A 26134-nucleotide genomic window follows, 5' to 3' on the forward strand; every position below is an offset into this window, starting at 1 on the left:
CCGTTGACGTTGGTGACGCTCACCTGCACGCTGGCATCGCCCTCTTTCAGACCGGCCAGGTCGGCAGACGGCACCGTCGCCGTCCATTTGCCGTCAGCATCCACCGACGCCGTATAGGTTTTACCGCCGAAGAGGATGCTGACGGTCTGATTCTCCTCCACGTTGGAGGTGGTGCCAGAGAGCACCAGGTCCGCGCCCTTCTCAGCCGCGTTAATCACATCATCCGTGGCAATGGCGTCAATCCCGATGGCGACCGCCGCAAGGTCCACCGTCACATTGTGGGTAATGGACACCGGCGTACCGGCGCTGTTCTGCCCCTCAACGGTGACCGCTACCGTGCCTGCCGCCAGCGCGCCAACATCGGCCGCCGGAATAGCCGCACTCCAGGTGCCGTCAGCCAGCACGGTGGCCGGATAGGTTTTATTATTTACCGTTACGGTCAGTGCGGTTCCTGTCGCCAGTCCTTCGCTGGTGCCGGTCACGATCAGGTTCTGACCATGCTCGATGCTGTTGATCACATCGTCACCCGCCACGGTATCCACACGCAGGCCCGGCAGGCTGGCGTCGATGGTGATATCGCGCTCGCCGGTGCCGCTGTTGCCCACGCCGTTAGTCACGCTGGCGGTGACGGTCAGTTCGCCGTTACCCAGTGCGGTTAACACGGACTGCGGGACGTTGACGGACCAGGTCAGGTCATCCTGCACCGTGGCGGTCAGGGTGTTACCGCCGAGGGTCACGGTGACGGTGTTGCCCGCTTCGGCATTCACCACGGTACCGCTGAGAGTCTGGCCGGTCGCCAGCTCCGCGGTATTGATAATATCGTCGCCAGCCACGGTGTTGATGGTGACACCCGGCAGGACAGACTCCACGTTCACGGTGTGAGTCACGCTGGTACCGTTGCCAACAGCATCGGTTGCAGACGCCGTGAGGGTGTAGATCGCTTCACCCAGTGCGCCGACCTGATCCGCCGGAACGGTAGCCGTCCACAGCCCGTTATCATCCACCGTTGCGCTGTAGGCTTTGCCGTTCAGCATCACGGTGACGATCGCGCCCGCCGCCAGACCTGACGCGGTGCCGGTGAGGGTGAGATCCTGCGTTTTCTCGGTGCTATTGATGACATCGTCGTCTGAAACGGTGTCAATGGTCAGCACCGGAGCGGTAAGGTTGACGGCCACGTCGTGAGTCGCACTGTTGCTGTTGCCCGCTTTATCGGTCAGGGTCGCGGTGATGGTGTGATCCCCGGCGGCCAGAGCAGTGACGTCGGCCGCAGGCACTCCCACGCTCCAGTTGCCCGCGGCATCCAGCGTGGCGGTGTAAGATTTATTATTGATGGTGACGGTGACCACATCACCCGCTGCCGCGCCGGTGACAGACCCGGTGACAATCAACGCCTGCGCGTGCTCAACGCTGTTGATGACGTCGTCATCCGAAACGGTGTGAATGGTCAACTGTGGCACCGTGGTATCCACCAGCACGTCACGATCCACCGAGGCCGGGTTACCCGCTTTGTCGGATACCGCCGCGGTGATGGTGTAGTTTCCGTCGATAATGCCGCTCAGGTCGGTTGACGGTACGCTCAGGCTCCAGCTGCCATCCGCCTGCACAGTGGTGGTGTAATCCTTGCCGTTCAGCGTAACGGTCACGGTCTGGCCCGCTTCCGCGTTTGTGATGCCGTTAACCACCAAATCCTGCTGCGCTTCAGACGCATTAATGATGTTGTTGTCGCTGACAATGTCGATAGAGACCGTCGGCGCGGTCGTATCCACGCTGTATTCACGGCCCGCTGACGCGCTGTTACCGTTCACGTTGGTAACGCTAACCTGCACGCTGGCATCGCCCTCCTTCAGGCTGCCTAAATCAGCAGAAGGCACGGTAGCGGTCCAGTTACCGCTGGCATCCACGGTCGCGGTGTAAGACTTGCCGCCGAAGGTGATATACACGGTCTGGTTGGCTTCGACGTGGGTGGTGGTACCCGACAGGACCAGGTCCGTGCCTTTTTCCGCCGCGTTGATCACGTCGTCGGTGGCAATCGCGTTGACGCTGATCGCCACCGCGGCCAGATCGACCGTGACGTCATGCGCGATCGTCACCGGGTTTCCTGCGGTGCTCTGACCCTCAACGGTTACCGTCACCTTGCCTGCGTTCAGCGCGCTGACGTCGGCGGCCGGGATCGCTGCCGTCCAGGTCCCGTCTGCCAGAACCGTCGCCGCATAGGTTTTACCATTGACGGTCACCGTCAACGCAGAGCCGGTTTTCAGCCCATCACTGGAGCCGCTAATAATCAGGTTTTGGCCATGCTCGATGCTGTTAATCACATCGTCGCCCGCCACGGTATCGACCCGCAGACCCGGCAGGTTGGCATCAATGGTGATGTCGCGGCTGCCGGAGCCGGTATTGCCGTGACCGTTAGTGACGCTTGCCGTCACGGTCAAATCGCCGTTGCCAATGGCCTTTAAGACTTCAGGCGGCACATTGACCGACCAGCTCAGATCATCCTCAACGGTGGCGGTCCAGGTGTTGCCCCCCATTGAAATCGTGACAGTGTCACCACTTGCGGCACCGCTGACTTTTCCGCTCAGGGTCTGTCCCGCAGTCACTTCCGCCACATTGATGACATCATCAATGGCGACAGCGTTAATGGTCACCACCGGTAGCGCACTGTCGACAAGTGCCTGATGGCTGGTGCTCGCGCTGTTGCCTGCGGTATCGGTCACGCTCGCGGTGACCGTGTAGTTCGCTTCGCCCAGCGTCGAGACGTTTGCTGCCGGTACCGTCACGCTCCAGTTGCCGCTGGCGTCAGTCGTGGCCGTGTAGTTAATGCCATTCAGGGTCACGACGATCGTGGTGCCGTCCGGCTGGTTGCTGGTGCCGGAGAGTTGCAGATCTTCGCCTTTCTCGATGGCATTGATCACATCATCGCCCGCAACGGTATTGATAGCGATAACCGGAGCGGTCAGGGAAACCGCAATCTCATGCGTCTGCGTGGTGCTGTTGCCCGCTTTGTCGGTGAGGGTCGCAGACATCGTATGGTCGCCATTGCCCAGCGCGCCCGCGTCAGCCGCCGGAATACCCATACTCCAGTTGCCGGACGCGTCCAGCATTGCGCTGTAATTTTTACCGTTCAGCGTCACGGTGATCACGTCGCCTGCCTGTGCCCCGGTGACTGTGCCAGAAACGATCAGCGCCTGACCGTGTTCAGCAATATTCAGAATGTCATCACCGGCAACGGTGTTGAAGGTGATCTGCGGCACGGTAGTGTCCACCAGCACAGACGCATCCGTGCTGGCCGGGTTACCGGCTTTATCCGACACGGTCGCCGTAACGACGGCAGTGCCGTCGGTGATACCGGCCAGATCGGCTGCCGGCACGTCAAGCGTCCAGCTGCCGTCAGCCTGTACCTGTGCGGTGTATTGATTGCCATTAAAGGTCATCGTGACCGTCTGCCCCGCTTCGGCAGTCGAGGTGCCGCTCAGGGTGAGATCCTGTGCCGCCTCTGCCGCATTGAGCATGTTGTCGTGACTGACCGTATCGATGGTGACCGTCGGCGCAGTGGTATCGACGCTGAATTCGTGTGACGAAGAGGCCGGGTTGCCATTCACGTTGCTCACGCTCACCTGAACGCGGGCATCGCCCTCTTTCAGGCCGCTTACATCCGTAGCCGGAACGGTGTAAGCCCAGTTGCCATTCGCATCCACGGTGGTGGTGTAGCTTTTGCCACCAAAGGTGACCGTCACCGTCTGACCGGCTTCGACCCCAGACGTGGTGCCGGAGAGCGCCAGATCGTGTCCCTTCTCCGCCGCATTCAGCACGTTATCAGGGGTCACGCTGTTAACGCTTATCGCGACCGGGGCGAGATCGACATCCACCACGGTCCCGATATTCACCGGGTTGGCGGAAGCATCCTGTGCGCGGGCTGTAATGTTGAGAGGACCGTCCGGCCACTGGCTGACATCTGCCGCAGGCACCGCCGCTTTCCAGGTTCCGTCGGCCAGGACCGTGGCGACGTACTCAATGTTGTTAATGGTCACGGTAACGGTGCTGCCCGCTGCAAGATCGGTGCTGGTACCGGAAACAATCAGATTCTGCCCGTGCTCGATGATATTGATAACATCGTCGCCCGCCACGGTATCAATACGCAGACCAGGCAACTGGGCGTCGATGGTGAAGTCCAGCGCGGCAGAACCGGTGTTTCCGTGCGCATTCGTCACGCTGGCCGTAACCGTCAGCTCACCGTTACCGAGCGCGGTTAACTGGCTCTGGGTTAACGGCAGGCTCCAGGTAAGATCGTCCTGCACCGCAACGGTATACGTCTGGCCGCCCAGGGTAAGGGTGACAATGTCGCCTGCCGCCGCGTTGGCGACTTTCCCCGTCAGGGTCTGGCCTGCCGCCAGTTCCGCCGCGTTGATGATGTTATCGCCCGCCAGCGTGTTGAGCGTGACCACCGGCAGCGAGCTGTCTACCAGCACATCGTGCGTGGCCGACGCGCTATTACCCACACTGTCCGTGACGCTCGCCGTCACCGTGTAGTGCGCCTCGCCCAGCGCGCTTACTGCGGAGGCCGGTACGGTAACACGCCAGTTACCGCTGGCATCCGTAATGGCGGTGTAGTGAATGCCATTCAGGGCCACGGTGATCGGGGTGCCTTCTGGCTGGTTGCTGGTCCCGGAGAGCAGCAGATTTTCGCCTTTTTCGGTGGCGTTAATCACGTCGTCCGCCGCCAGAGTGTGAATATCTATCTCCGGCGTCACGGTATTAACCACCACCTCCAGCGTGCTGCTGCCGGTGTTGCCAGATTGATCGGTCACAGAGACCGTAATCATCCAGGTTCCGTCCGCCAGGCCCTGTACCACAGACGCAGGCAGGCCGAGGCTCCAGTTGCCCGCCGCATCCACCACGGTGGTGTAATCCACGTTATTGATGGTCACCGTGACCCAATCACCCGCTGCCGCTCCGGTCACGGAGCCGCTGAGGACCTGCGCCTGGGTATGGGCAAGCTGGTTTATGGTATTGGTATCGGTGACAAAATCGTTAATGGTCACCTGCGGTACGGTGGCATCCACCAGCCCGACGCGATCCGTGCTGCTGCTGTTACCTGCCACATCGCTCACGGTTGCCGTTACCGTGACGGTGCCATCGGCCAGTGCGCCGACGTCCGCGGCAGGTACTGTCAGTTGCCAGCTACCGTCATGTTGAACGGTGGTCTGGTAGGTTTTACCGTTCAGCGCGACGGTAACCGTCTGGCCCGCTTCCGCCGTGCTGCTTCCGCTTAACACGATATCCTGCTGCGCTTCGGCGGCACTAATGATGTTGTCATCGGTCAGATTATTGATCGTGATGTCCGGAGGCAGCGTATCGACCGTCACCACGCGCGACGCATCGGCGCTGTTGCCGTTAACGTTCGTCACGCTGACGCTCACCTGCGCGCGGCCGTCAATCAACATTTCCATGGCGCTGGCCGGTACGGTCAGGCTCCAGGAGCCGTCCTGCTGCACCTGCGCGGTATAGGTCCGATCGGCGAATTTCACCACCACAGTCTGCCCGGCTTCCACGCCCTGCGTCTGGCCAGAGAGCGTGAGATCGCTGCCTTTTTCCGCCGCGTTCAGCCGGTCATCACCGGAGATGACATCAACAGTAACCGCCACGGCGTTCAGGTCGAGTTCGATCGGATGTTCAGCGGCAACGGCATTGCCCCACGCATCTTCTGCACTGACGTGCACCGCGATATGGCCCGGCGTCCAGGACTGGAGGTCGCTCGCCGGGACACCAATCTGCCAGCCACCGGTGGCGTTGACCACGGTGACATAGTCGACGTTATTGATGGTGACGGTGATCTGCGTGCCTGCGGCCAGATGGCTGCTGGAGCCGGTCACGGTAAGATCCTGATGCTGCTCAATGGCATTGATCACGTCATCACCGGAAAGGGTGTTAACGCGCAGACCCGGCAGCGCCGCGTTGATATTGATATCGCGCTCGCCGCTGCCCGTATTGCCGTGGCTGTTGGTGACTGACGCGGTAATGGTCAGGTCGCCGTCGCCGAATGCCTTGAGATCCGCAGACGGGATAGTGAGGTTCCAGGTCAGATCGCTACCCACGGTGGCGCTGTAATGCTTGCCGCCAACGGAAACAGACACCGTATCCCCTGCCGCTGCACCCGTGACACGACCGCTGATCGTTTGATCGGCGGCCACTTCGGCGTTATTCACCCGGTTGTCGCCGGCAAAGGTATTAATGACCACCTGTGGCAACACGGTATCAACCAGCAGTGTGGCCTCCGCTGAGCCGCTGTTGCCCACGCTGTCGGTACCGCTGACGCTGATGGTGTACAGCGTGTTCGCCAGTTGCAGGACGTCGGAAACCGGTACCTGAACTGACCAGCTCCCGTTCTCGACAACGGTTTGATAATTGACGTTGTTCAGCGTCACGGTGATGGCGCTGCCGTCTGGCAGCGTGCTGGTGCCGGTCAGGCTCAGCGGCTGCATAGCCTCCTGAGCATTGAGAACGTTATCCTGGCTGATGGCATGAACGGTAAATTCCGGTGGGTTACCGCTCAGCGTAATGCCGTGTGTGGCGCTGCCGGTATTGCCCGCGGCATCGGTAACGGAAACCGTAATGTTGTGGTTGCCTTCTCCCAGCAAGCCCAGCACGGACGCAGGCACACCCACGCTCCAGCTGCCGTCCGCCTGCACCACACCGGTGAAGGTCTGACCGCCAACGGTTACGCTCACGACATCCCCTGCTGCGGCGCCGCTCGCCGTACCGGAAATAATCTGCGCCTGGCCCTGCTCGCTGGTATTGAGGATATTGTCGTCAGCAACGGTGTTAATCGTCACGACCGGGGCGGCGGTATCCACGGTGAAATCGACGGTCGTGGAAGATCCGTTCCCCGCTTTATCGCTGACGTTCACCGTTAGCGTATGGTCGCCATTCGCCAGCGATTGCACCTCGCTGGCGGGAAGCGTAACGGACCACGTGCCGTTGCTCCCCACCGTGGCGGTATGATTTTTCCCGTTGAGCGTTACCGTCACAATCTGGCCGGCTTCCGCATCGGTTTTACCGGTGAGCGTCAGCGCCTGGTTGTGCTCAGCCGCGTTGATGATGTTGTCCTGCGCAATCGTATCAACAGAAAGCGCTGGCGCGTTGGTATCCACACCTATCGTCTGGCTGCCGCTCACGGTATTGCCCGCGGCGTCTTTACCGCTGACGTTCACCGTCCAGGTGCCGTCACCCAGCGCCTGTGCATCCGCGGCAGGCACGTTCACACTCCATGCGCCGCCGGCCCCCACTTCCGCCGTGTAGGTTTTGCCGTTCAGCGTGACGGTAAGCCCGGTTCCCTGCGCCAGATTTTTGCTGGTGCCGGACAGCGTAAAGCCAGCGGAGTGTTCGCTGGCATTGATCACGTTGTCACCGGCCGTTGTCCCCAGCGTGATGCTGGCGTCAGCGGTAGAAATTGTGACGGTAATGCTGCCCGCCTGCGTCGTTTTGCTCCCGTCGATTTGCACGACAGACCAGGTATGTTCGCCGTCAGCCTGAGTCGGGAGTTTTACGGTCCAGGTACCCTCTTTCCCGACCATGGTGCTGGCAATGGTGCTTCCGCTGCTGTCTTTAACCTGAATGGTCGCGCCCGGCTGCCCGGTACCGCTAAAGGTTGGGGTGTTGTCGTCCGTGATCTCTTTTCCACTCAGCACACCCTGCTTATCACCCGCGTTGTCCGTCAGCAAAAAGGTCGGCGTCGCGCTTTCAACATCTTTGGTGTTGTCGATGACTTTGGTTTTGGTTTCGCCGTCACCCCCGTGCGCCAGCAGTGCGCCAATGGCACCGCCGCCCAACGCAGCGCCTGCAATCCATCCCCATGGCGCGTCATTGAGAACGCTTCCCTGCTCGAGAAAAGGCTCAATGCTGGCAACCGGCGTAGCCTGCGCGGTTAACTCGGTAACAGCAACGCCAGACGCTTCCCCGGCATCGGCAAAAGAAATATGCGTCAGTTCCTGCTGATCGTTGAAGACCAGTTCTGATTGATTATGGGTCTGTGGATCTTCAACAAAATAGTTATTGCAGCGAATAACGCTGCCGTCTTTCATATAAATAAGCAGGTCTTTACCCTGGCGAACATAACGCACAACATCCTGAGCAGAACCCTGAATTTCAATCACACTCGGCGAAGAAATAGAAACCGACAAATTACCCTCACCGGTTAATTTCGTTTTCTCGGCCGTTTTGCGAATGATGACATCAACAATTTTTACGTTACTCATTTTCTCTCCTTGCAGGTGTCCGGATTCCTGTGGATATATCCACCAAATGGATGTAGCTATCCCTGGGAAAAAGCACCCATTATTTTCTTACTTATTTCGCACAAAAAGACGCGTGTTTTTTAACTCAAATCAGGTAATTTTGCGGCAGCGTTTTTCTCTATTCCGATCAGCGGCATCAAATTATCAACGGCAGATGCGTAATTAATCGCCGAACTCCAGCCATCATATTCAGCCATTATTTTGGCTGAGGTGGCTTGCCAGACATCCTGTTCAACGCTGAGCAAATCGTTAATGCTCCGCTTGCTCAGGGTATATTCATTTCTGTAAACATCCCGGGCGCGTAACGCGCTTTCCAGCTGCAGCTTCCCCGCCTGCATTCTCCCCTGCGCGCCGGTCCAGTCAGCCTGCGCGACAGAGGCTTTTTGCAGGACATCGAACCGCGCCTGGTCAACCTGAGACGATGCCATGGCCCTTGCCCCTTCGGCCTGGCGAACGCGGGCTGAAACGGCGCCCCCCTGGTATAGCGGTGCGTCAATATTGAGCTGAATCTGGTCATCCCAGTAAGAACGGTTGTCGGACTCGTAGCGGGTGCGGCCTCCTTTCAGGCTTAACGTCGGCCAGTGCTGAGACTTTGCCGTTGCCACGCCATACTGAGCTGAACGCTCCATATTCTGCGCGGCCATGACCGCGGGAATGGCCGAGTAATCAATGCGATTAAGCGAATCTTGCTCAACGGCAAGCTTCGCCGGTACAGGTGAATAGCGCTCGGCCTCCATGCCAGTCAACACCGCAAGCCGTGCGCGGGCGCTGTTTAACGCCGCGTTATACTGCTCGACCGTGGCCTGCATACCGGCAATGCGCGTGCGCGTCTGAAGCTCGTCAGAGGTTGAACTGACGCCTGCGTCGGCGCGGAGTTTGGCCAGTTGCTCAACGTTTTTGAGCGCCTGAACGTTCTCTTTGGCGGCCTGTAACAGGTCGGAATAGCGTTTGACTTCTACGTAGCTGAGCGCCGTTTTTTCCGCCACCGCAGACAAGGTGCTCATCAACTGGTAACGATAGCTATCGCGCTGCGCCGTGGACTGGTCGATGCTGTTGTTGGTCTTGCCAAAATCGTATACCAGCTGCGTCAGACTCAATCCCCAGGCCGCAGAATTGCGCAGCGAGCCGCTGGAATCGGTGGTCTGGCTATGGCCGGTGCTACCGTTTAACGATATTTGTGGCATCCAGCCGCTGCGTGCTTCATCTATTTGTGCCTGACCTATTCCCAGTTGCGCGGCCTGCTGGCTAATCGACGGATCGCGATCGATGGCAAAAAGAATACTCTCTTTTAATGTTGTCGCAGCAATCGGAGCAATCCCCACCTGGCGGCTATTCGCAGAGGCCGTATTAAAGGCTAGTGAAATTAATACCAGGGCGACTGGAAATCTCAGCAACATATTATTCCGCATGATAGTCATTTTTATCTCCCTGACTCTGAATGACGCTTAAATATTTACCCCTAAAGGGGTATAAATAATTCGACAAATATCTTACCTGGGTCCGAATAAATATTGGACAAACGCTCCCCAACCCCATTTCCATTGGAGATGAGAGCCGACCATATTCTTATGACAATAAGAATTTACTTATTTCTTTAACTGGTTTGCAGCATAACAAAATGCGCTATAGGCAACTACACCCACAATGTTAATGTGGTGTTACAGATAAGAAAAAAGATGGGGTTTCTGGACAAAACCTTAAAAAGGGGCTTTCAAATGAAACAAATAAAGTCTTTGTTATTTAAGTAAAATTTCAGAATCGCCGGATGCACATTTTTGCGTTAATTTCAGCATGCGTCAGACACAAAGATTTTCAAAGAAATGTCAGTTTAAGTAACCATAATGCCATATACAACATTAATATCTATTATTATAAATATACACAGAATTTATTGCTATTTATTAATTTCATTAAAGCATTAATGGTTGCATATTGGTATCACAATGGTTATATCCGCCAGTGTGTTTAATAAAACACAACAGTAACATTGCTGTTAACATTTGGAATGAATCACTCACACCGTATTAATAACATTTTAATAATAACCAATGTGAACAATACCGGACATTGATACTTACTGGCGATCAACACCCTTCCCTCTGCGATAAAATGCTGTAATATGCAACTTATTGCGACATTTTGCGGGATTTACCCATGCACAAAACGGCCAGACAAAAATATGTGCTTGATATCATTAGTGAGCACGGGCAGGCCAGCATTACGGAACTGGCGGACAAACTGCAGGTCTCAGCGGACACCATCCGCCGGGATCTGACCGATCTCGAGAAACAGGGGCTGGCGCAAAAAAACCACGGCGGGGCAATTGCCCTGAATCTGTCGGCCATGAATCGTCAGGGGCGCAATACCCTACTGCCCGAAACCAAACAACGTCTTGGTAAACAGGTGGCGCAGACTGTTCCGCCAGGTTCGACGCTGTTTCTGGATGCGGGGAGCACGGTAATGGCTGTCGCCTCGTTCCTGAAGGGACCGCTGACAATCATCACCACCTCGCTGGATATCGCGTGGCACTTCAGCGACCGTGACGATATCGAACTGATCCTGCTCGGCGGAAAATGGGATCACAAGCAGCGACTGTTTGCCGGCAGCGCCACCCTCTCCCTGCTGTCACGCTACCGCGCGGATATCGCCATTCTGGGGGCCTGTGCTATCCATGCTGAACTCGGTCTGAGCGCCGGAAAAGAGGCCGATGCCGAGGTCAAACGGGCGATGCTCGCGGCCAGCCATGAGCGCTGGATTGTCGCCGACCATCTGAAACTAAACCGCTGTGAACCGTATCTGGTCAGCGGATTATCCAACATCCAGCACCTCTTTTTAGATCGTCCCTGGCCTGAGCTTGGGGACCCTGGCGCAATGCACATTACGGTTTGCGCGAAATAACGTGGAGAAGGTCATGAGTAAAGAGAAGACAATCAACATTGCGCTGATCGGGTATGGATTTGTAGGCAAGACCTTCCATGCCCCGCTGATCCAGTCCGTGGACGGCCTTACGCTGGCGGTGGTTTCGTCTCGTGATGAAGAGAAGGTTAAACGCGATCTTCCTGATGTTCAGGTGGTGGCAACCCCGGAAGAGGCAATTCAGCATCCAGATGTCGATCTGGTGGTGATTGCCTCGCCTAACGCCACCCACGCGCCGCTGGCAACGCTTGCCCTGAATTCAGGCAAACATGTGGTCGTGGATAAACCGTTCACGCTCGACATGCAGGAAGCCCGCGACCTGATTGCCCTGGCGCAAGAGAAGCAACTGCTGCTCTCCGTCTTCCATAACCGCCGCTGGGACAGCGACTTCCTCGGCATTAAGCAGGTTATTGAGCAAGGAACCCTTGGCAAGGTCAAACACCTTGAGTCGCACATTGACCGTTTCCGCCCGGAAGTGCGCGTACGCTGGAGAGAGCAAAACGTGCCCGGTAGCGGTCTGTGGTTTGATCTGGGGCCGCACTTGATTGACCAGACGCTGCAGCTCTTTGGACTGCCACAGTCGGTACAGGGCAATATCGCCACGCTGCGTGACGGCGCGGAAATTAACGACTGGGCACACGTGGTCTTAGATTATCCGCAACATAAAGTGATTCTGCACTGCAGCATGCTGGTGGCTGGCGGAACGGCACGTTTTACCGTTCACGGCGATAAAGGCAGCGTGGTGAAAGCCCGAATCGACCAACAGGAAGCGCAACTGCTGGCGGGCGTGATCCCCGGCAGTGAGGCCTGGGGCGAGGACAGTGACAGCATGGTGTTCTTTGGTGCAAACGGTGAGCCGCAGACCGTTACCACGCCGAAAGGCGATCAGCGTCAGTACTACATCAACGTGCGTGATGCGCTACTCGGAAAAATCACCAATCCGGTTCATCCGGTCGAGGCGCTGGCGGTGATGGCGGTACTGGAAGCGGCCGTGAAATCCTCAGAGACGGGCACCACTCAGGCGCTGGAGTTAACCCCGGAAGAACGCGCTCAACTGCAATAAAACGCTAAAAAAAAGCCCTGCAGACTGCTGCAGGGCTCGCGGTTATGGGTTACTGGCGTTTTTTTGGCATCATGCGCAGGAGGGTGTTGTCTTTCCAGAAATAGTGATGCATCAGCGCCGCCATCGCGTGCAGACCAATCACAACGTACCCCACGTTGGCCAGCGTCTCGTGCCACTCTTTCAGAACGTCGACCAGATCAAAATTCGATTCTGCCGCGTGCGGCATCACCAGACCAAAGGCTAACCAGTCAGTACCGCGGTTATACATCATGACAATACCAATCAGCGGCAGCGCGATGAACAGCAGATACACCACCAGATGGCCAAGATGGGACAGTCCGGTCACCATCGGTTTTGGTTTCGGTTCAATCGGCGGTGCGCGGAATTTAAGGCGAACCACTAAACGCGTCACCATCAACACCAGCACAGAGATGCCGCACGAAACGTGGATCATGTTGATTACCGGCCGGGCGGTGCGTGGGAAGAAGCCTTTGAACTCCATCGCGCAGTAGGCGACGATGATTAACAAAAACACCAGCCAGTGGATAGCAATTTGCAGGCTTGTATATTTAGTACGCATGAGATTTCCTGATAAATAACCGATATCGCGCCAACATAATCCCCTTTCCTTAAAAATTCATTAATTTTTCTGTATGGTTTTTCAAATACTTCCCCTCGCATGAAGCTTCTTCAATTGCCGCCCTGTCCGTGATGGTCTAAGCCTGGATGAGTTCAAACTGTCGCAAAGACGCGTTCACAGGAGTACACCATGAGTAAAATTGGCATTAACGGATTTGGACGCATAGGACGCCTTGTCCTGCGTCGCCTTCTTGAAACCCAGGACAGCAACACCGTCGTCGCCATCAACGATCTCACCTCTCCCAAAGTGCTGGCCTACCTGCTCAGGCATGATTCCAACTACGGTGGCTTCCCGTGGAGCGTAGATTTCACCGAAGACGCCCTGATTGTTGACGGAAAAACTATCGCCGTATACGCCGAAAAAGAGGCAAAACATATCCCGTGGAAAGCCGCGGGCGTGGATATCGTTGTGGAATGCACCGGCTTCTACACGTCGGCAGAAAAATCACAGGCACACCTTGAGGCCGGAGCCAAAAAAGTGCTGATCTCTGCCCCTGCCGGTGAGATGAAAACCATCGTGTATAACGTGAATGACGATACCATTGACGCCAGTGATACGATTATCTCCGTTGCTTCCTGTACCACCAACTGCCTCGCCCCACTGGCAAAAGCCCTGCACGATGCGTTTGAAATAAAAGTGGGCACCATGACAACCATTCACGCCTATACCGGCACGCAGGCGCTGGTGGATGGCCCGCGCGGGAAAGATCTTCGCGCCTCACGCGCCGCGGCGGAGAATATTATTCCGCACACCACCGGGGCGGCCAAAGCCATCGGTCTGGTGATTCCGGCCCTCAGCGGCAAGCTGAAAGGCCATGCCCAGCGCGTACCGGTGAAAACCGGTTCAGTGACCGAGCTGGTCTCGATTCTGGGTAAAAAGGTCACCGTTGAGGAGATCAACGCCGCGCTGAAAAAAGCGACGCAGGGGAATAAATCTTTTGGTTATACCGATGAAGAGATTGTTTCGTCTGATGTGATTGGCTCTCACTTTGGTTCTGTCTTTGACGCCACACAGACCGAAGTTTCAGAGGCTGGCGATCTGCAACTGGTGAAAACCGTCGCCTGGTATGACAACGAATACGGTTTCGTCACCCAGCTGGTGCGCACGCTGGACAAATTCGCCTCGCTGTAATGCCGGTCCCCTCTCCGCGGAGAGGGGAATACCGCAAACGACCTCTGCTCAGAGAAGCGACCGGTGGTTCAGGGCATCTGTAAGCACAGGATCCTGCTTTAACCGTGCCCACGCTGCAGTCACCTCGTCGGGGAATTCAACGTGTGCAATAAAATCACGCCCGGCCGGGCCATAGCCGTTCATGTCATCACAGAGTCGCGGAAGCTCGCCTAAAATGAGCGAGAGATAACGCTCTACCGGCCAGAGGCCAGCGCTCTCCCCGCTGAACACCAGCCCGTTTTCGCCATTTTTCAGCACCGGTGTATAGCCCGGGTGGCTGACCCACTGAGGCGAAGCAGACTCGTCACGGCACACGCGGGCAAAGGTTGCCATCGTGCGGCGCTGCATGGTCGGATCCTGCACGACCAGCACGCGCCCGGACGTCTGTTGATGCTGTTTGAGCATGTTCCAGCTAAAACGCGCGTTTTCTCCGCAGTTGGTTGATTGATCGTCAACCCACACGTGCGCATCAGGGATTTGCCAGAACTGGCGGGCAATATCGGCCAGAATACGTGCTTCCGCTCGCCCCGTTACCGGGACAGTGTGATAACGCGAATGCTGAGCGATGGCCGCATACAAAAACGCGGTCGAATGGCCAATCCCTCCGCTAATCAGTAACGGAACGTCGTGTTCAGCGGCAAGACGGCAGGCAGCGTCGATGGTCGGCATCACCGCGTTTCCGGCCAGAATAACCCTGTCAACCGCCGCCACGTCGCGGGTATCGCCCAGATCATCCTGTGCCAGCCACTGGCCGACCGTGTTGATTGCCGCCAGGGTTGACTCCGGCAGAAGGGGAAAATGCGTCTGAACCATGGTGATGTCCTCAGTTGCTCTGGTTCAGATTAACGACTTCAGATCGACAAAACAACGGCCTTCCGGGCCGCTCTTTTTCCTTAACCTGTTCTTCAACATTTGATTAACCTGCGAAAATCATATTCACTTGAATTATCATTTGCGGCAAACGTAGAATCGTTAGCCCACTCATTATTCAATTTTTTCTAAGGTAAAAGACGTTATGCGCCTGCCCGAACGCGACCCTTATGCTCCTCGCGAGTGGCAGCCTCATGAGAAACCCGCCCTGTTGGGTTCGCCCTCCACGCCAGAACACAGCACGCCAAAACGGATTGCCTACGGGGTTGTCGGTCTGCTGGTGTGCCTGACGGGGGCGCTGGGTAATGCGGTGGTCACCGCCAATCTGCAAAATCTGCAGGGGACCTTCGGGGCCTGGTCGACAGAAATCGCCTGGCTCCCGGCGGTGTATGTGATGACCAACATCTCCATCAACCTGCTGCTGGTGAAATTCCGCCAGCAGTATGGTTTGCGCGCCTTCACGGAAGGTTTTCTGGTGCTGTATGTGCTGGTCACCTTTTTCCACCTGTTTGTAAACGATCTCAGCTCCGCGCTGATGGTGCGTGCCGCACACGGGATGGTGGCCGCCGCGCTCAGCTCCCTCGGTATTTACTACCAGATACAGGCCTGGCCCGCGAAACACCGTCTGAAGGCACTGACCATCGGGATTACCGGGTCATCGCTCGCCATCCCCCTCGCCCGCCTCTTTTCGACCGAGCTGCTGCAGCTTGACGAGTGGCGCGGGCTTTACTTCTTTGAGCTCGGGCTGGCGCTCATTTCACTGGCCTGCGTGATAGCGTTGAAATTGCCTCCTGGCGACCGGCGCAAGGTCTTCGAGAAAAAAGACTTCATCACCTTCTTTTTACTGGCCCCGGGGATGGCGTTGCTCTGCGCGGTACTCTCCTTAGGCCGTCTTTACTGGTGGTTTGAAGCGCCGTGGATCGGCTGGTCGCTGGCATTAGCGCTGGTATTAATCGTGTCTGCGATCGTGTTTGAACATAACCGTTCTAACCCGTTGCTGAATACCCGCTGGTTGTCGAGCGGCAGCATCGTGCGTCTCGGGCTCATTATGCTGCTGATCCGCATCGTGCTGGCGGAGCAAAACACCGGCGTTATCGGCTGGCTGCAGTATGTCGGCTTGCAGAATGAGCAGATGACCCACCTGGCGTGGTCTATTTTTGCCGGTATTGTCTGCGGGATTGTGACCAGCTGTTTGACCATCAAGCCCACAAAACTGGCGTGGCCGATCATTACCTCGCTGGCGCTTATGATTGTTGCCTCCCTGCTGGATAGCCAGTCGAACAACCTGACCCGCCCGGACCAGCTGATGCTCAGCCAGTTCCTGCTGGGCTTCGGCAGCGCCTTCTTCCTCGCGCCCGCCATGCTGGCCGCCATTGGCGGGGTAATCGCCGATCCACGTAACCTGGTGAGCTTCTCGGTGATGTTTGGCATGAGCCAGAACCTCGGCGGCCTGCTCGGCTCTGCCATCCTGGGGACCTTCCAGACCTGGCGCGAGAAATACCACTCCAGCATGCTGGCCGATCAGCTCACAACCCTGAACCCGCTGGTGAATGACCGTATTCAGGCTTACACCGGCCTGTACCAGAGCCTGATTGGCGACAGCTCGCTGCTGGGCACCCAGGCCATCACCCAGCTGCAAACGGTTTCATCGCTTGAGGCAAATATTCTGGCTTATAACGATACTTATTTACTGACGGCGAGCATTGCCGCCGCCACCCTGGTCTGGATTTTATGGCGCTTGCTGCGCCTGCGCCTGACTGCCCGTATGGCCCTGAAGAAGGCAACAGGCAACAAGTAATGAATATGAAGATGATTTCTCTGGAGATGTTATGAGTCAGCAGGATGCCGCTAAAGAGCAGGCCAACACCCGTAAAAATGTCCGTATCGTTTCGGTTTTCACCGCGGCGGCAATCGGTATTGTCGGCGTACTGGTGATCCTCTACGCCTGGCAGCTACCCCCGTTTACCCGCCACTCGCAGTTTACTGATAATGCCTACGTGCGCGGACAGACGACCTTTATCAGCCCGCAGGTTAACGGCTATATCACTGAGGTGAAGGTGCAGGATTTCGACCGGGTCAAAAAGGGCGAGCTGCTGCTGCAGATTGATGACCGTATCTACCGCCAGCGGGTGCATCAGGCTGAGGCACAGCTGGCGATGAAGATTGCCGCCCTGAACAACAATCTGCAACAGCGCAAAAGCGCCGAAGCGGTGATCGCCAAAAACGAAGCGGCTCTGAAAAATGCCCGCGCCCAGAGTCTGAAATCCCAGGCGGATTTGAAACGCGTAAAGGACCTGACGGCGGATGGTTCACTGTCTATCCGTGAGCGCGACGCCGCGCTGGCAAGCGCAGCCCAGGGCAGCGCCGACATTGATCAGGCGAAAGCCACGCTGGAAATGTCGCGCCAGGATCTGCAAACGGTGATCGTCAATCGCGGCGCGCTTGAGGCGGATGTGGAAAACGCCAAAGCGGCGCTGGAGCTGGCGCAAATTGACCTGCAAAACACGCGCATTGTGGCGCCTCGCGACGGCCAGCTTGGTCAGATCGCCGTTCGTCTGGGCGCTTACGTTACCGCCGGAACCCACCTCACCACCCTCGTGCCGCCTCAGCACTGGGTGATCGCCAATATTAAAGAGACGCAGCTGGCGGAGCTTCGGGTGGGTCAGCCGGTGAAATTCACCGTCGATGCATTAAATGATAAGGCCTATCAGGGCCGCGTGGAGAGCATCTCTCCGGCAACCGGCGTTGAGTTCAGCGCCATCACGCCGGATAACGCCACGGGTAACTTTGTCAAAATTGCCCAGCGTATTCCGGTGCGAATTGAAGTATTGGGTGACCAGGAAGCCTATCAGCTTCTGCGTCCGGGCATGTCGGTGCAGGTGACCATTGATACGCGGGAGGCGAAGCAATGACCCTTCGCCCGATAGCCGTTCTGATGATCATGACCGTGCTGGCCGGTTGCCAGTCGGTCGACGTGAAACCGGCGCAGCCGTCGCTGCACATCCCCACACAATGGCGAGCAACAGCAGGCCCGGCAAGCCCTGCAGAACAGCTCTGGTGGCGTAATTTCCACGACAATAATCTGAACCGCTATGTGGACCTGGCGCTTAAGAACAACAGCGACGTGCTGATTGCCCGCGAACGGATTAACGAGTATCAGGCGCGGGTCTACGCGGCCGACGGCAGCCTGTTTCCGTCGCTGGATGCTGGCGTCACGGGCACCCGCGCCCGGACACAATCTGCTGCCACCGGTCTGCCGATCTACAGCAGCCTGTATAAAGGCAGCCTCACCGCCAGCTATGATGTCGATATCTGGGGCGTAAACCGCAGCACCGCGAATGCGGCTGAAGCCTCGCTGGACGCGCAGAAAGCCGCGGCGGCGGCAGCAGATCTTACCGTGGCGTCCTCGGTCGCCTCCGGCTATATCACTCTGCTGTCCCTCGATGAACAGCTTCGCGTTACCCGCTCCACGCTGAAGTCCCGGGAAGAGGCATTCACTCTCGCTAAACGCCAGTTTGAAACGGGCTACAGTTCACGCCTGGAGCTGATGCAGTCCGACTCCGAACTGCGCTCCACGCGGGCGCAGGTTCCCCTGCTGCAGCATCAGATTGCACAGCAGGAGAACGCCCTGAGCCTGCTGCTGGGGAGCAACCCGGGCGAGGTCGCGCGCAGTGAAAGCTTTGCTGCCCTGACGCCCCTAACATTGCCCTCGCAACTGCCCTCCTCGCTGCTTAATCGCCGTCCGGATATTGTGCAGGCTGAAAAGCAACTGGTTGCGGCTGATGCCTCGCTGGCTGCCTCACGCGCCAGCCTGCTGCCGTCGATCAACCTGACCGCAACCGGATCGATACAGGATCGCACGCTTTCCGGCTTACTCGACAACCCGCTGCAGCTCTGGAGCGTCGGCGGCAGCATTCTTGCTCCGCTGCTCAACCGCCAGGCGCTGAACGCACAGGTGGATATTTCGCAGTCCCAGCGCAACCAGGCGCTTTACAGTTATGAAAAAACCGTCCGTAACGCCTTTGCCGAGGTCAATAACAGTCTTGATGCCATCACGCGCTATCAGGAACAACTGACGGAGCTGCTTGCCCAACAAGATGTGGCGCAAGAGACGCTGCGCATAGCGCAAAACCGCTATCGCAACGGCTATTCTTCGTACCTGGATGTGCTGGATGCCCAGCGCACGCTGTTCTCGGTACAAACCAGCGTCGTGCAGGTCAAAAATAACCTGCTGCTGGCGCAGGTTGATTTGTACAGAGCACTGGGCGGAGGCTGGAGCAACGCCTGACCTGATACCCCACAGGCCCTCTCCGGCATGGAGGGGGCGAAAACCGGATCGCAGCGCAACCCGGTGTTTGCCACTCAGGAGTCAATCTATGCAACAACAGTGGTCTGCAGTTGATAATTACATGATCTCTTCACTCATTCCCGAGGATGATATCCTCCAGCGGGTGCTGGAAAACAACCAGCGTGCCGGTTTACCCGAACACGATGTCGCGCCAAATCAAGGGCAGTTGCTGGCGCTTTTTGTCCGCATGACGCAGGCACGGCGGATCCTTGAAATCGGCACGCTGGGCGCCTACAGCACTATCTGGATGGCACGTGCGCTGCCACCTGACGGGAAGTTGATCACCCTCGAAGCGGACCCCATCCATGCCCGCGTTGCACGTCAGAATATCCAGCTGGCGGGGCTCAGCGATCGGATTGAGCTCATTGAAGGCCCTGCGCTGCACTCTCTTGAACACGTCGGTGATGTTCCACCGTTCGACCTGATCTTTATCGATGCCGATAAGCCAAACAATCCGGGGTATCTGGAGTGGGCACTGTACTACTCACGCCCGGGAACGCTGATCGTCGGGGATAATGTGGTTCGTGACGGCGAAGTGATTAACGCGCAAAGTGACGATGCCCGCGTACAGGGCGTCAGACGATTTATTGAGATGATCGGGGATAACCCGCGCCTGACGGCGACCGCGCTACAAACGGTGGGCAGTAAAGGATGGGATGGCTTTACCCTGGCCGTGGTGAATCGCTAAACGCAGATGCCCTCTCTCACAGAGAGAGGGCGAACACCCGACGTTACGCCGAAATCTGCTCCATTGCCTGCAAAATACGTTTATCCGAAATGGGATACGGCGTTCCGAGCTGCTGGGCAAAGAAGCTGACGCGCAGCTCTTCGATCATCCAGCGGATCGCCTGCACGTCTTCATCGTCACGGCGCGCCGGCGGCAATTTGTTGAGCCACTGCTGCCATGCCTTCTGCACGCTTTCCACTTTCAGCATCTGCGCGCGGTCACGATGCGGATCGATAGCCATTTTCTCCAGACGTTTTTCGATCGCCTGCAGATAACGCAACGTATCGCCAAGGCGTTTGAAGCCGTTGCCGGTAACGAATCCACGGTACACTAACCCGGCCATCTGCGCTTTCACGTCCGACAGCCCCAGCGCCATGGTCATATCCACGCGCCCTTTCAGGCGTTTGTTGATATTGAACACGGTGGTGAGGATCTGCTCGACCTGTTTCGCAATGTCGACCACGGTGTCGTTCAGTTCTGCCCTGACTTTCTCATGCAGTACCGCAAACTCCGCTTCTGACCAGACAGGACCGCCCGCCTCGTGGATAAGCTTGTCCACACCACAGGAGATGCAGTCGTCAATCAGATCCAGCACTTTACCGTACGGGTTAAAGTAGAGGCCAAGCTTGGCTTTGTTCGGTAACTTCTCGTGCAGATATTTAATCGGTGACGGAATATTAAGCAGCAGCAAACGACGCAGACCACGCCACATCATCTGCTGTTGTTCCTGTGGATTATCAAAGAGTTTGATGGCCACGCTGTCACGCTCATCCACCAGTGCAGGCCAGGCCTTCACCCTGTAGTTGCCGCGTTTTTGCTCATAGCTTTCCGGAAGCTCTCCAAAGCTCCAGATGTGCAATCCGCTCTGCTCGATACCATCATCAGCCACCGCAGAAAGCGTCTCCTGGACTTTACCTTTCAGCGCCTCTTTCAGTTCGGTCAGCGATCGGCCTTCCTGCAGCTTTTTGTTTTTGTCGTCCACCACGCGGAAGCTGATTTTCAGGTGATCGGGCACCTGGTCCCAGTGCCAGTCGTCGCGGTCGACGGTTACGCCCGTCATGCGCCTGAGCTCACGCTCCAGCGAATCCAGCAGCGGCAACTCCAGCGGCGTTACGCGGCCTAAAAACGCGTCGGCATAGTTTGGCGCAGGCACAAAGTTACGACGCACCGGTTTTGGCAGCGATTTGATCAGCGCAATCACCAGCTCGCGACGCAGCCCCGGAATTTGCCACTCGAATCCGCTCTCTTCGACCTGGTTTAACAACGGCAGCGGAATGTGTACGGTGACGCCATCCGCATCCGCGCCCGGCTCAAACTGATAGGTCAGACGCAGCTTGAGAGAGCCCTGATGCCAGAAGTTCGGGTAATCGAGTTTGCTGACCGACTCCGCCCCCTCTTTGATCAACATGCTCTTTTCAAAGTTGAGCAGGTCCGGGGTCTCTTTGCTGGCCTTCTTCCACCAGCTGTCGAAGTGGCGGGCAGAAATCACATCGTGGCTGATACGCTGGTCGTAAAACTCAAACAGCGCTTCGTCGTCGACCAGAATGTCGCGGCGACGGGATTTATGCTCAAGCTCTTCCACTTCGGCACGCAGTTTGAGGTTTTCACGGAAGAACGCATGACGCGTCTGCCAGTCGCCCTCCACCAGCGCGTGACGAATAAACAACTCGCGACACAACGCGGGGTCTATCTGGCTGTAGTTAACCTTGCGCGCGCCAACCACCGGCAGACCGTAAACGGTCACTTTTTCGGTCGCCATCACCGCGCCCTGCGCGCGCTCCCAGTGCGGTTCACTGTATGAGCGCTTCAGCAGGTGCTGGGCAACAGGTTCAACCCATTCGGGATCAATGCGCGCCGCAATGCGGCCCCACAGGCGGCTGGTTTCCACCAGTTCGGCCACCATGGTCCATTTAGGCGGTTTCTTGAATAAACCGGACCCCGGGAAGATGGAGAAACGGGCGTTACGCGCCCCGGTATACTCCTGCTTGTCGGTATCCTTCATCCCGATATGGGAGAGCAGACCGGTCAGCAACGCAATGTGAATTTCGCGGTACTCCGCCGGTTCACTGTTAACCGGAATGCCCAGCTCTTTCACCACCTGACGCAGCTGCGTGTAGATATCCTGCCACTCGCGCACGCGCAGATAATTGAGGAAATCGACGCGGCACTGGCGGCGGAACTGGTTCGACGACAGCGCTTTCTGCTGCTCGCCGAGGTAGTTCCACAGGTTCACAAAGGCGAGGAAGTCGGACTCTTTATCGTGGAACCGACGGTGTTTTTCATCAGACGCCTGCTGCTTGTCCATCGGACGCTCGCGCGGATCCTGAATCGAGAGCGCGGAGGTAATGATCATTGCTTCACGCACACAGCCGTGTTTCTGTGCTTCCAGCACCATGCGCGCCAGACGCGGGTCAACCGGCAACTGGCTGAGCTGACGACCCAGCGGCGTCAGTTTGTAGGCGCTAGCCTGCTCGTCGGTGGTGATGGCACCCAGCTCTTCCAGCAGGCGCACGCCATCCTGAATGTTGCGCTTGTCCGGCGCTTCGACAAACGGGAACGCGGCGATGTCGCCAAGCCCTAGCGCAGTCATCTGCAGGATGACCGACGCCAGGTTGGTGCGCAGAATTTCCGGGTCAGTAAACTCCGGTCGCGACAGGAAATCGTCCTCGGAATAGAGGCGAATACAGATCCCTTCCGACACACGGCCGCAGCGGCCTTTACGCTGATTAGCGGAAGCCTGAGAAACCGGCTCAATTGGCAGGCGCTGCACTTTGGTGCGGTAGCTGTAGCGGCTGATACGCGCCGTACCCGGGTCAATCACATATTTGATGCCCGGCACGGTAAGCGAGGTTTCCGCCACGTTGGTGGCCAGCACAATACGACGTCCGTTGTGCGGCTGGAACACGCGGTTTTGCTCGCTGTTTGACAGGCGCGCATACAGCGGCAGAATTTCGGTATGGCGAAGATCGCGCTTGCTGAGGGCGTCAGCGGTATCGCGAATTTCCCGTTCGCCGCTCAGGAAAATCAGAATGTCGCCCGCGCTTTCATTTCCCAGCTCGTCGACGGCATCAAAGATGGCCTGCAGCTGGTCGCGCTCGGTATCGTCCGCGTCTTCCACTATCGGGCGATAGCGCACCTCCACCGGATACGTTCGGCCAGAGACCTCGATAATCGGCGCATTGTTGAAATGCTTTGAGAAACGCTCCGGATCGATGGTGGCGGAGGTGATGATAATTTTCAGGTCCGGGCGACGCGGTAACAGTTCTTTCAGATACCCGAGCAGGAAGTCGATATTCAGGCTGCGTTCGTGCGCTTCATCGATAATGATCGTGTCGTACTGCATCAGCAGACGATCCTGCTGGATTTCCGCCAGCAGAATACCGTCAGTCATCAGCTTGACCATAGTGTTATCGCTAACGTGGTCGCTGAATCGCACCTTATACCCAATGCAGCCGCCGGGCTGCGTTTGCAGCTCTTCGGCAATACGGTTCGCCACGGTGCGCGCCGCCAGACGACGCGGCTGGGTGTGACCAATCAGCCCTTTCACCCCACGCCCCAGCTCCATACAAATTTTCGGCAGCTGAGTGGTTTTCCCTGAACCGGTTTCCCCTGCGACAATCACCACCTGGTGGTCGCGCACGGCGTCAAGAATGTCCTGTTTTTTCTGACTGACCGGCAGGTTTTCCGGGTAGGTAATCTCCGGACGTGCGGCTTCGCGCAGCACGACTTTCCCTGCCGCCTGTTCAATCTCTTTCGCCATCTCCTGATAAATGGCCTGTTGTGCATCAGGATTTTTAACCTTCTTCACCCCGTGCAGACGGCGGGCAAACCGCTGTTTATCACGCAGCATCAGTGAATCAAGCTGTTGCAGGAGCATCGGGAAGGTTAATTTTTGTTGTTCTGTCATAGCGTTAACGGGCAGTGCACTGCCGGGTAAAATCTCTTTTTAATGATTGCTATAGAGTATCACATTGGCGCTTTGAGTGCCTTATTCAAAAAATTCGAACATAGACTTCGATATATTGCGCTATCCCTGCGACAGGATTGTGAATAGAGTGTCAACAAGCAACGGGGCAACCCCCTTCAATCAAATGCAAAAACAGGAATCACCCATGAGCAAAGTATTAGTATTGAAATCCAGTATTCTGGCAGGGTACTCACAGTCTGGTCAGCTCTCTGACTACTTCGTTGAACAGTGGCGTGAACAGCATTCTGCTGATGAAATCACCGTGCGTGACCTGGCTGCAAACCCGATTCCTGTGCTGGATGGCGAACTGGTTGGCGCGCTGCGTCCAGGCGACGCTCCCCTGACGCCACGTCAGCAGGAAGCCCTGGCCCTCTCTGACGAGCTGATTGCTGAACTGCAGGCGCACGACGTTATCGTGATCAACGCGCCAATGTACAACTTCAACATCCCTACTCAGCTGAAGAACTACTTCGACCTGGTTGCCCGTGCCGGCGTAACCTTCCGTTACACTGAAAACGGTCCTGAAGGTCTGGTGAAAGGTAAGCGTGCGATTGTACTGACCAGCCGTGGTGGTATTCACAAAGACACCCCAACTGACCTGGTTGCACCGTACCTGACTCTGTTCCTGGGCTTCATCGGTATCACCGACGTGAATTTCGTGTTTGCTGAAGGTATTGCCTACGGCCCGGAAGTTACGACCAAAGCGCAGACCGACGCGAAAGCCGCTATCGACAGCCTCGTAGCCGCTTAATCATCCCCCTCTCACCGCCTGGTGGGAGGGTTTCTTTCTGTCCCCGCCGCTAAAAATTCGCTATCATCCGCACCCACTCTTCTGTCGGGCCGTCTGATGTCTGCGATTATAGATTCTTTTATTGCCCCACCGTGTCACGACGAGATCGAGATCCTCTGGCAGGACGAACATCTGGTCCTGATTAATAAGCCTTCCGGTCTGCTCAGCCTTTCAGGCAAAAATCCGCAAAACCGCGATTCAGTGCATTATCGACTGGTACAGACGTTTCCCGGCTGCACGCTGGTGCATCGTCTGGATTTCGGTACATCCGGGCTGATGGTCATTGCACGCAATAAAGCGATTAACGCCGCTCTCTGTCACCAGTTCAGCCAGCGCGCCGTGCGAAAGGTATACAGCGCCCTGCTTTGCGGGCATGTGGAAAACGACGAGGGCGTGATTGATGCCCCGATTGCTAAAGATCCGGCGCTGTTCCCGCTGATGTCGATTTGTGCGATTACCGGCAAGCCCGCACGCTCACGCTATCAGGTGATGGACCGGTTTTATGATGCGGCACTGCCGTTAACGCGGGTCAGACTGACCCCGGAGACCGGGCGAACCCACCAGCTGCGTATTCACTGCCAGCAGTTGGGCTACCCTATTTTAGGCTGCGATCTGTATGGTGGTCTTGCACTGCCGGGTACCGAACAGATACCACGGCTGATGCTGCACGCCAGCGAGCTGGATTTTGTGCATCCGGTGAGCGCAGAGGCAATTAACGCCCGTCACGCCGCACCGTTTTGAGCGCTGCTTACCACATCAAATCGTCAGGAATTTTGAAATCTGCGTACGGATCGTCTTCATCCTGCTCTTCCTGACTCAGGGCGCTGTTTAACACGATACTCTCGGCATCGCGCTGGGCGATTTTATCGGCCACCACTGCCGGGATAATCGCATAGTCGCAGTCGCCATTGGCATTAATCACCAGACGCGCAATCGCCAGGCGGCCATTGATCAGCTGGGCCTGCGTCTGCTTGTCGACCTCGATTTTTTTGATGAGATTGCCGTCGGTAAAGTTAAAGGCGATGGTGCCTCTGGTCACGGTGATGCGGTTCATTTCGATCAGCTGCTTGACCTGCGCTTTAAACTCTTTCGCCAGCGTCGCCTGCTTCTGCTGCTCGCTCAACTGCTTGTCACGCTCGAGCTGCGCTTTTTTATTCTCTTCTACTGCTTCCCTTGCTTCACGGGCCTGAACGCGCGATTTCTTGGCCGTGCGCTGAACTTTAGCCATCTTTTTACTGCTGACTAAGCCTGCTTTCAGCATCTGCTCTTGTAGGGTGAGTTTTGTCATGATCGTTTCTAAACCGTATTGAAATTTTGGGGATTATACCTGGAAAGGCGCTGTTCATGAAGAT

General features: G+C 56.9%; 15 protein-coding genes. 9 read left to right on the plus strand and 6 right to left on the minus strand.

Annotated features, from left to right (window positions below):
* Both QLG09_RS09840 and QLG09_RS09845 read right to left on the minus strand, forming a co-directional pair.
* Positions 1–8252: Ig-like domain-containing protein (locus QLG09_RS09840; protein ID WP_282488863.1), on the minus strand; the 8252-nt coding region annotated here is incomplete at its 3' end.
* 119 nt (positions 8253–8371) lie between these two features.
* Complete coding sequence (locus QLG09_RS09845; protein ID WP_251885006.1) at positions 8372–9709, minus strand: TolC family outer membrane protein; 1338 nt, start codon at positions 9707–9709, stop codon at positions 8372–8374.
* Between the two features lie 736 nt (positions 9710–10445).
* Between QLG09_RS09845 and QLG09_RS09850 the strand changes: the two genes are divergently transcribed.
* Both QLG09_RS09850 and QLG09_RS09855 read left to right on the plus strand, forming a co-directional pair.
* Positions 10446–11189, plus strand: coding sequence for a DeoR/GlpR family DNA-binding transcription regulator (locus tag QLG09_RS09850; RefSeq protein ID WP_041162592.1), 744 nt, complete (start codon positions 10446–10448; stop codon positions 11187–11189).
* 13 nt (positions 11190–11202) lie between these two features.
* The gene (locus QLG09_RS09855) at positions 11203–12270 is read left to right on the plus strand and encodes an oxidoreductase (protein WP_079231055.1); all 1068 of its coding nucleotides are present in this window, start codon (positions 11203–11205) and stop codon (positions 12268–12270) included.
* A gap of 49 nt (positions 12271–12319) precedes the next feature.
* On the opposite strand, the gene cybB is transcribed toward QLG09_RS09855, so the two are convergent.
* Positions 12320–12850 carry a cytochrome b561 gene (gene cybB / locus QLG09_RS09860; RefSeq protein ID WP_025204247.1) on the minus strand — a complete coding sequence of 177 codons (531 nt, stop codon included), beginning with the start codon at positions 12848–12850 and terminating at the stop codon, positions 12320–12322.
* A 189-nt stretch (positions 12851–13039) separates the two neighbouring features.
* On the opposite strand from cybB, the gene gap reads away from it, so the two are divergent.
* Positions 13040–14041, plus strand: coding sequence for a type I glyceraldehyde-3-phosphate dehydrogenase (gene gap / locus QLG09_RS09865; protein ID WP_020884211.1), 1002 nt, complete (start codon positions 13040–13042; stop codon positions 14039–14041).
* A gap of 48 nt (positions 14042–14089) precedes the next feature.
* Here the strand turns inward: gap and QLG09_RS09870 are convergent, their stop codons facing one another.
* Positions 14090–14893, minus strand: coding sequence for a YdcF family protein (locus QLG09_RS09870; protein ID WP_014169976.1), 804 nt, complete (start codon positions 14891–14893; stop codon positions 14090–14092).
* A 202-nt stretch (positions 14894–15095) separates the two neighbouring features.
* Between QLG09_RS09870 and QLG09_RS09875 the strand changes: the two genes are divergently transcribed.
* From QLG09_RS09875 to QLG09_RS09890, 4 genes are all read left to right on the plus strand, one after another.
* A complete protein-coding gene (locus QLG09_RS09875; protein ID WP_282488864.1) occupies positions 15096–16748 on the plus strand; it encodes an MFS transporter in 1653 nt (550 codons plus the stop codon).
* Between the two features lie 31 nt (positions 16749–16779).
* Entirely contained in the window at positions 16780–17862 is a 1083-nt protein-coding gene (locus QLG09_RS09880; protein WP_014169974.1) for an HlyD family secretion protein, read from the plus strand.
* Positions 17859–19238 (plus strand): efflux transporter outer membrane subunit, encoded by a 1380-nt coding sequence (locus QLG09_RS09885; RefSeq protein ID WP_138013814.1) that lies wholly within the window; start codon positions 17859–17861, stop codon positions 19236–19238. Before QLG09_RS09880 ends, QLG09_RS09885 begins: the two co-directional genes overlap by 4 nt.
* Before the next feature lie 88 nt (positions 19239–19326).
* Complete coding sequence (locus tag QLG09_RS09890) at positions 19327–19986, plus strand: O-methyltransferase (RefSeq protein ID WP_047744616.1); 660 nt, start codon at positions 19327–19329, stop codon at positions 19984–19986.
* 43 nt (positions 19987–20029) lie between these two features.
* On the opposite strand, the gene hrpA is transcribed toward QLG09_RS09890, so the two are convergent.
* A complete protein-coding gene (gene hrpA, locus QLG09_RS09895) occupies positions 20030–23932 on the minus strand; it encodes an ATP-dependent RNA helicase HrpA (RefSeq protein WP_282488865.1) in 3903 nt (1300 codons plus the stop codon).
* A gap of 205 nt (positions 23933–24137) precedes the next feature.
* On the opposite strand from hrpA, the gene azoR reads away from it, so the two are divergent.
* Positions 24138–24743 carry an FMN-dependent NADH-azoreductase gene (gene azoR / locus QLG09_RS09900; RefSeq protein ID WP_049023436.1) on the plus strand — a complete coding sequence of 202 codons (606 nt, stop codon included), beginning with the start codon at positions 24138–24140 and terminating at the stop codon, positions 24741–24743.
* 96 nt (positions 24744–24839) lie between these two features.
* Positions 24840–25523, plus strand: coding sequence for an RluA family pseudouridine synthase (locus QLG09_RS09905; protein ID WP_020884216.1), 684 nt, complete (start codon positions 24840–24842; stop codon positions 25521–25523).
* 7 nt (positions 25524–25530) lie between these two features.
* Here the strand turns inward: QLG09_RS09905 and QLG09_RS09910 are convergent, their stop codons facing one another.
* Complete coding sequence (locus QLG09_RS09910) at positions 25531–26070, minus strand: DUF2058 domain-containing protein (protein WP_014169968.1); 540 nt, start codon at positions 26068–26070, stop codon at positions 25531–25533.
* Positions 26071–26134 lie beyond the last annotated feature (64 nt).

Source organism: Enterobacter sp. V89_11 (genome assembly GCF_029967775.1).
GTDB lineage: Bacteria > Pseudomonadota > Gammaproteobacteria > Enterobacterales > Enterobacteriaceae > Enterobacter > Enterobacter ludwigii.

Excerpts from the sequence above, each read along its gene's own strand:
- QLG09_RS09855 (WP_079231055.1), top strand. The coding sequence starts at position 11,203 with ATGAGTAAAGAGAAGACAATCAACATTGCGCTGATCGGGTATGGATTT.
- azoR (WP_049023436.1), top strand. The coding sequence starts at position 24,138 with ATGAGCAAAGTATTAGTATTGAAATCCAGTATTCTGGCAGGGTACTCA.
- QLG09_RS09890 (WP_047744616.1), top strand. The coding sequence starts at position 19,327 with ATGCAACAACAGTGGTCTGCAGTTGATAATTACATGATCTCTTCACTC.
- cybB (WP_025204247.1), bottom strand. The coding sequence starts at position 12,850 with ATGCGTACTAAATATACAAGCCTGCAAATTGCTATCCACTGGCTGGTG.
- QLG09_RS09875 (WP_282488864.1), top strand. The coding sequence starts at position 15,096 with ATGCGCCTGCCCGAACGCGACCCTTATGCTCCTCGCGAGTGGCAGCCT.
- hrpA (WP_282488865.1), bottom strand. The coding sequence starts at position 23,932 with ATGACAGAACAACAAAAATTAACCTTCCCGATGCTCCTGCAACAGCTT.
- QLG09_RS09910 (WP_014169968.1), bottom strand. The coding sequence starts at position 26,070 with ATGACAAAACTCACCCTACAAGAGCAGATGCTGAAAGCAGGCTTAGTC.
- QLG09_RS09850 (WP_041162592.1), top strand. The coding sequence starts at position 10,446 with ATGCACAAAACGGCCAGACAAAAATATGTGCTTGATATCATTAGTGAG.
- QLG09_RS09870 (WP_014169976.1), bottom strand. The coding sequence starts at position 14,893 with ATGGTTCAGACGCATTTTCCCCTTCTGCCGGAGTCAACCCTGGCGGCA.
- QLG09_RS09905 (WP_020884216.1), top strand. The coding sequence starts at position 24,840 with ATGTCTGCGATTATAGATTCTTTTATTGCCCCACCGTGTCACGACGAG.
- QLG09_RS09885 (WP_138013814.1), top strand. The coding sequence starts at position 17,859 with ATGACCCTTCGCCCGATAGCCGTTCTGATGATCATGACCGTGCTGGCC.
- QLG09_RS09880 (WP_014169974.1), top strand. The coding sequence starts at position 16,780 with ATGAGTCAGCAGGATGCCGCTAAAGAGCAGGCCAACACCCGTAAAAAT.
- gap (WP_020884211.1), top strand. The coding sequence starts at position 13,040 with ATGAGTAAAATTGGCATTAACGGATTTGGACGCATAGGACGCCTTGTC.
- QLG09_RS09845 (WP_251885006.1), bottom strand. The coding sequence starts at position 9,709 with ATGACTATCATGCGGAATAATATGTTGCTGAGATTTCCAGTCGCCCTG.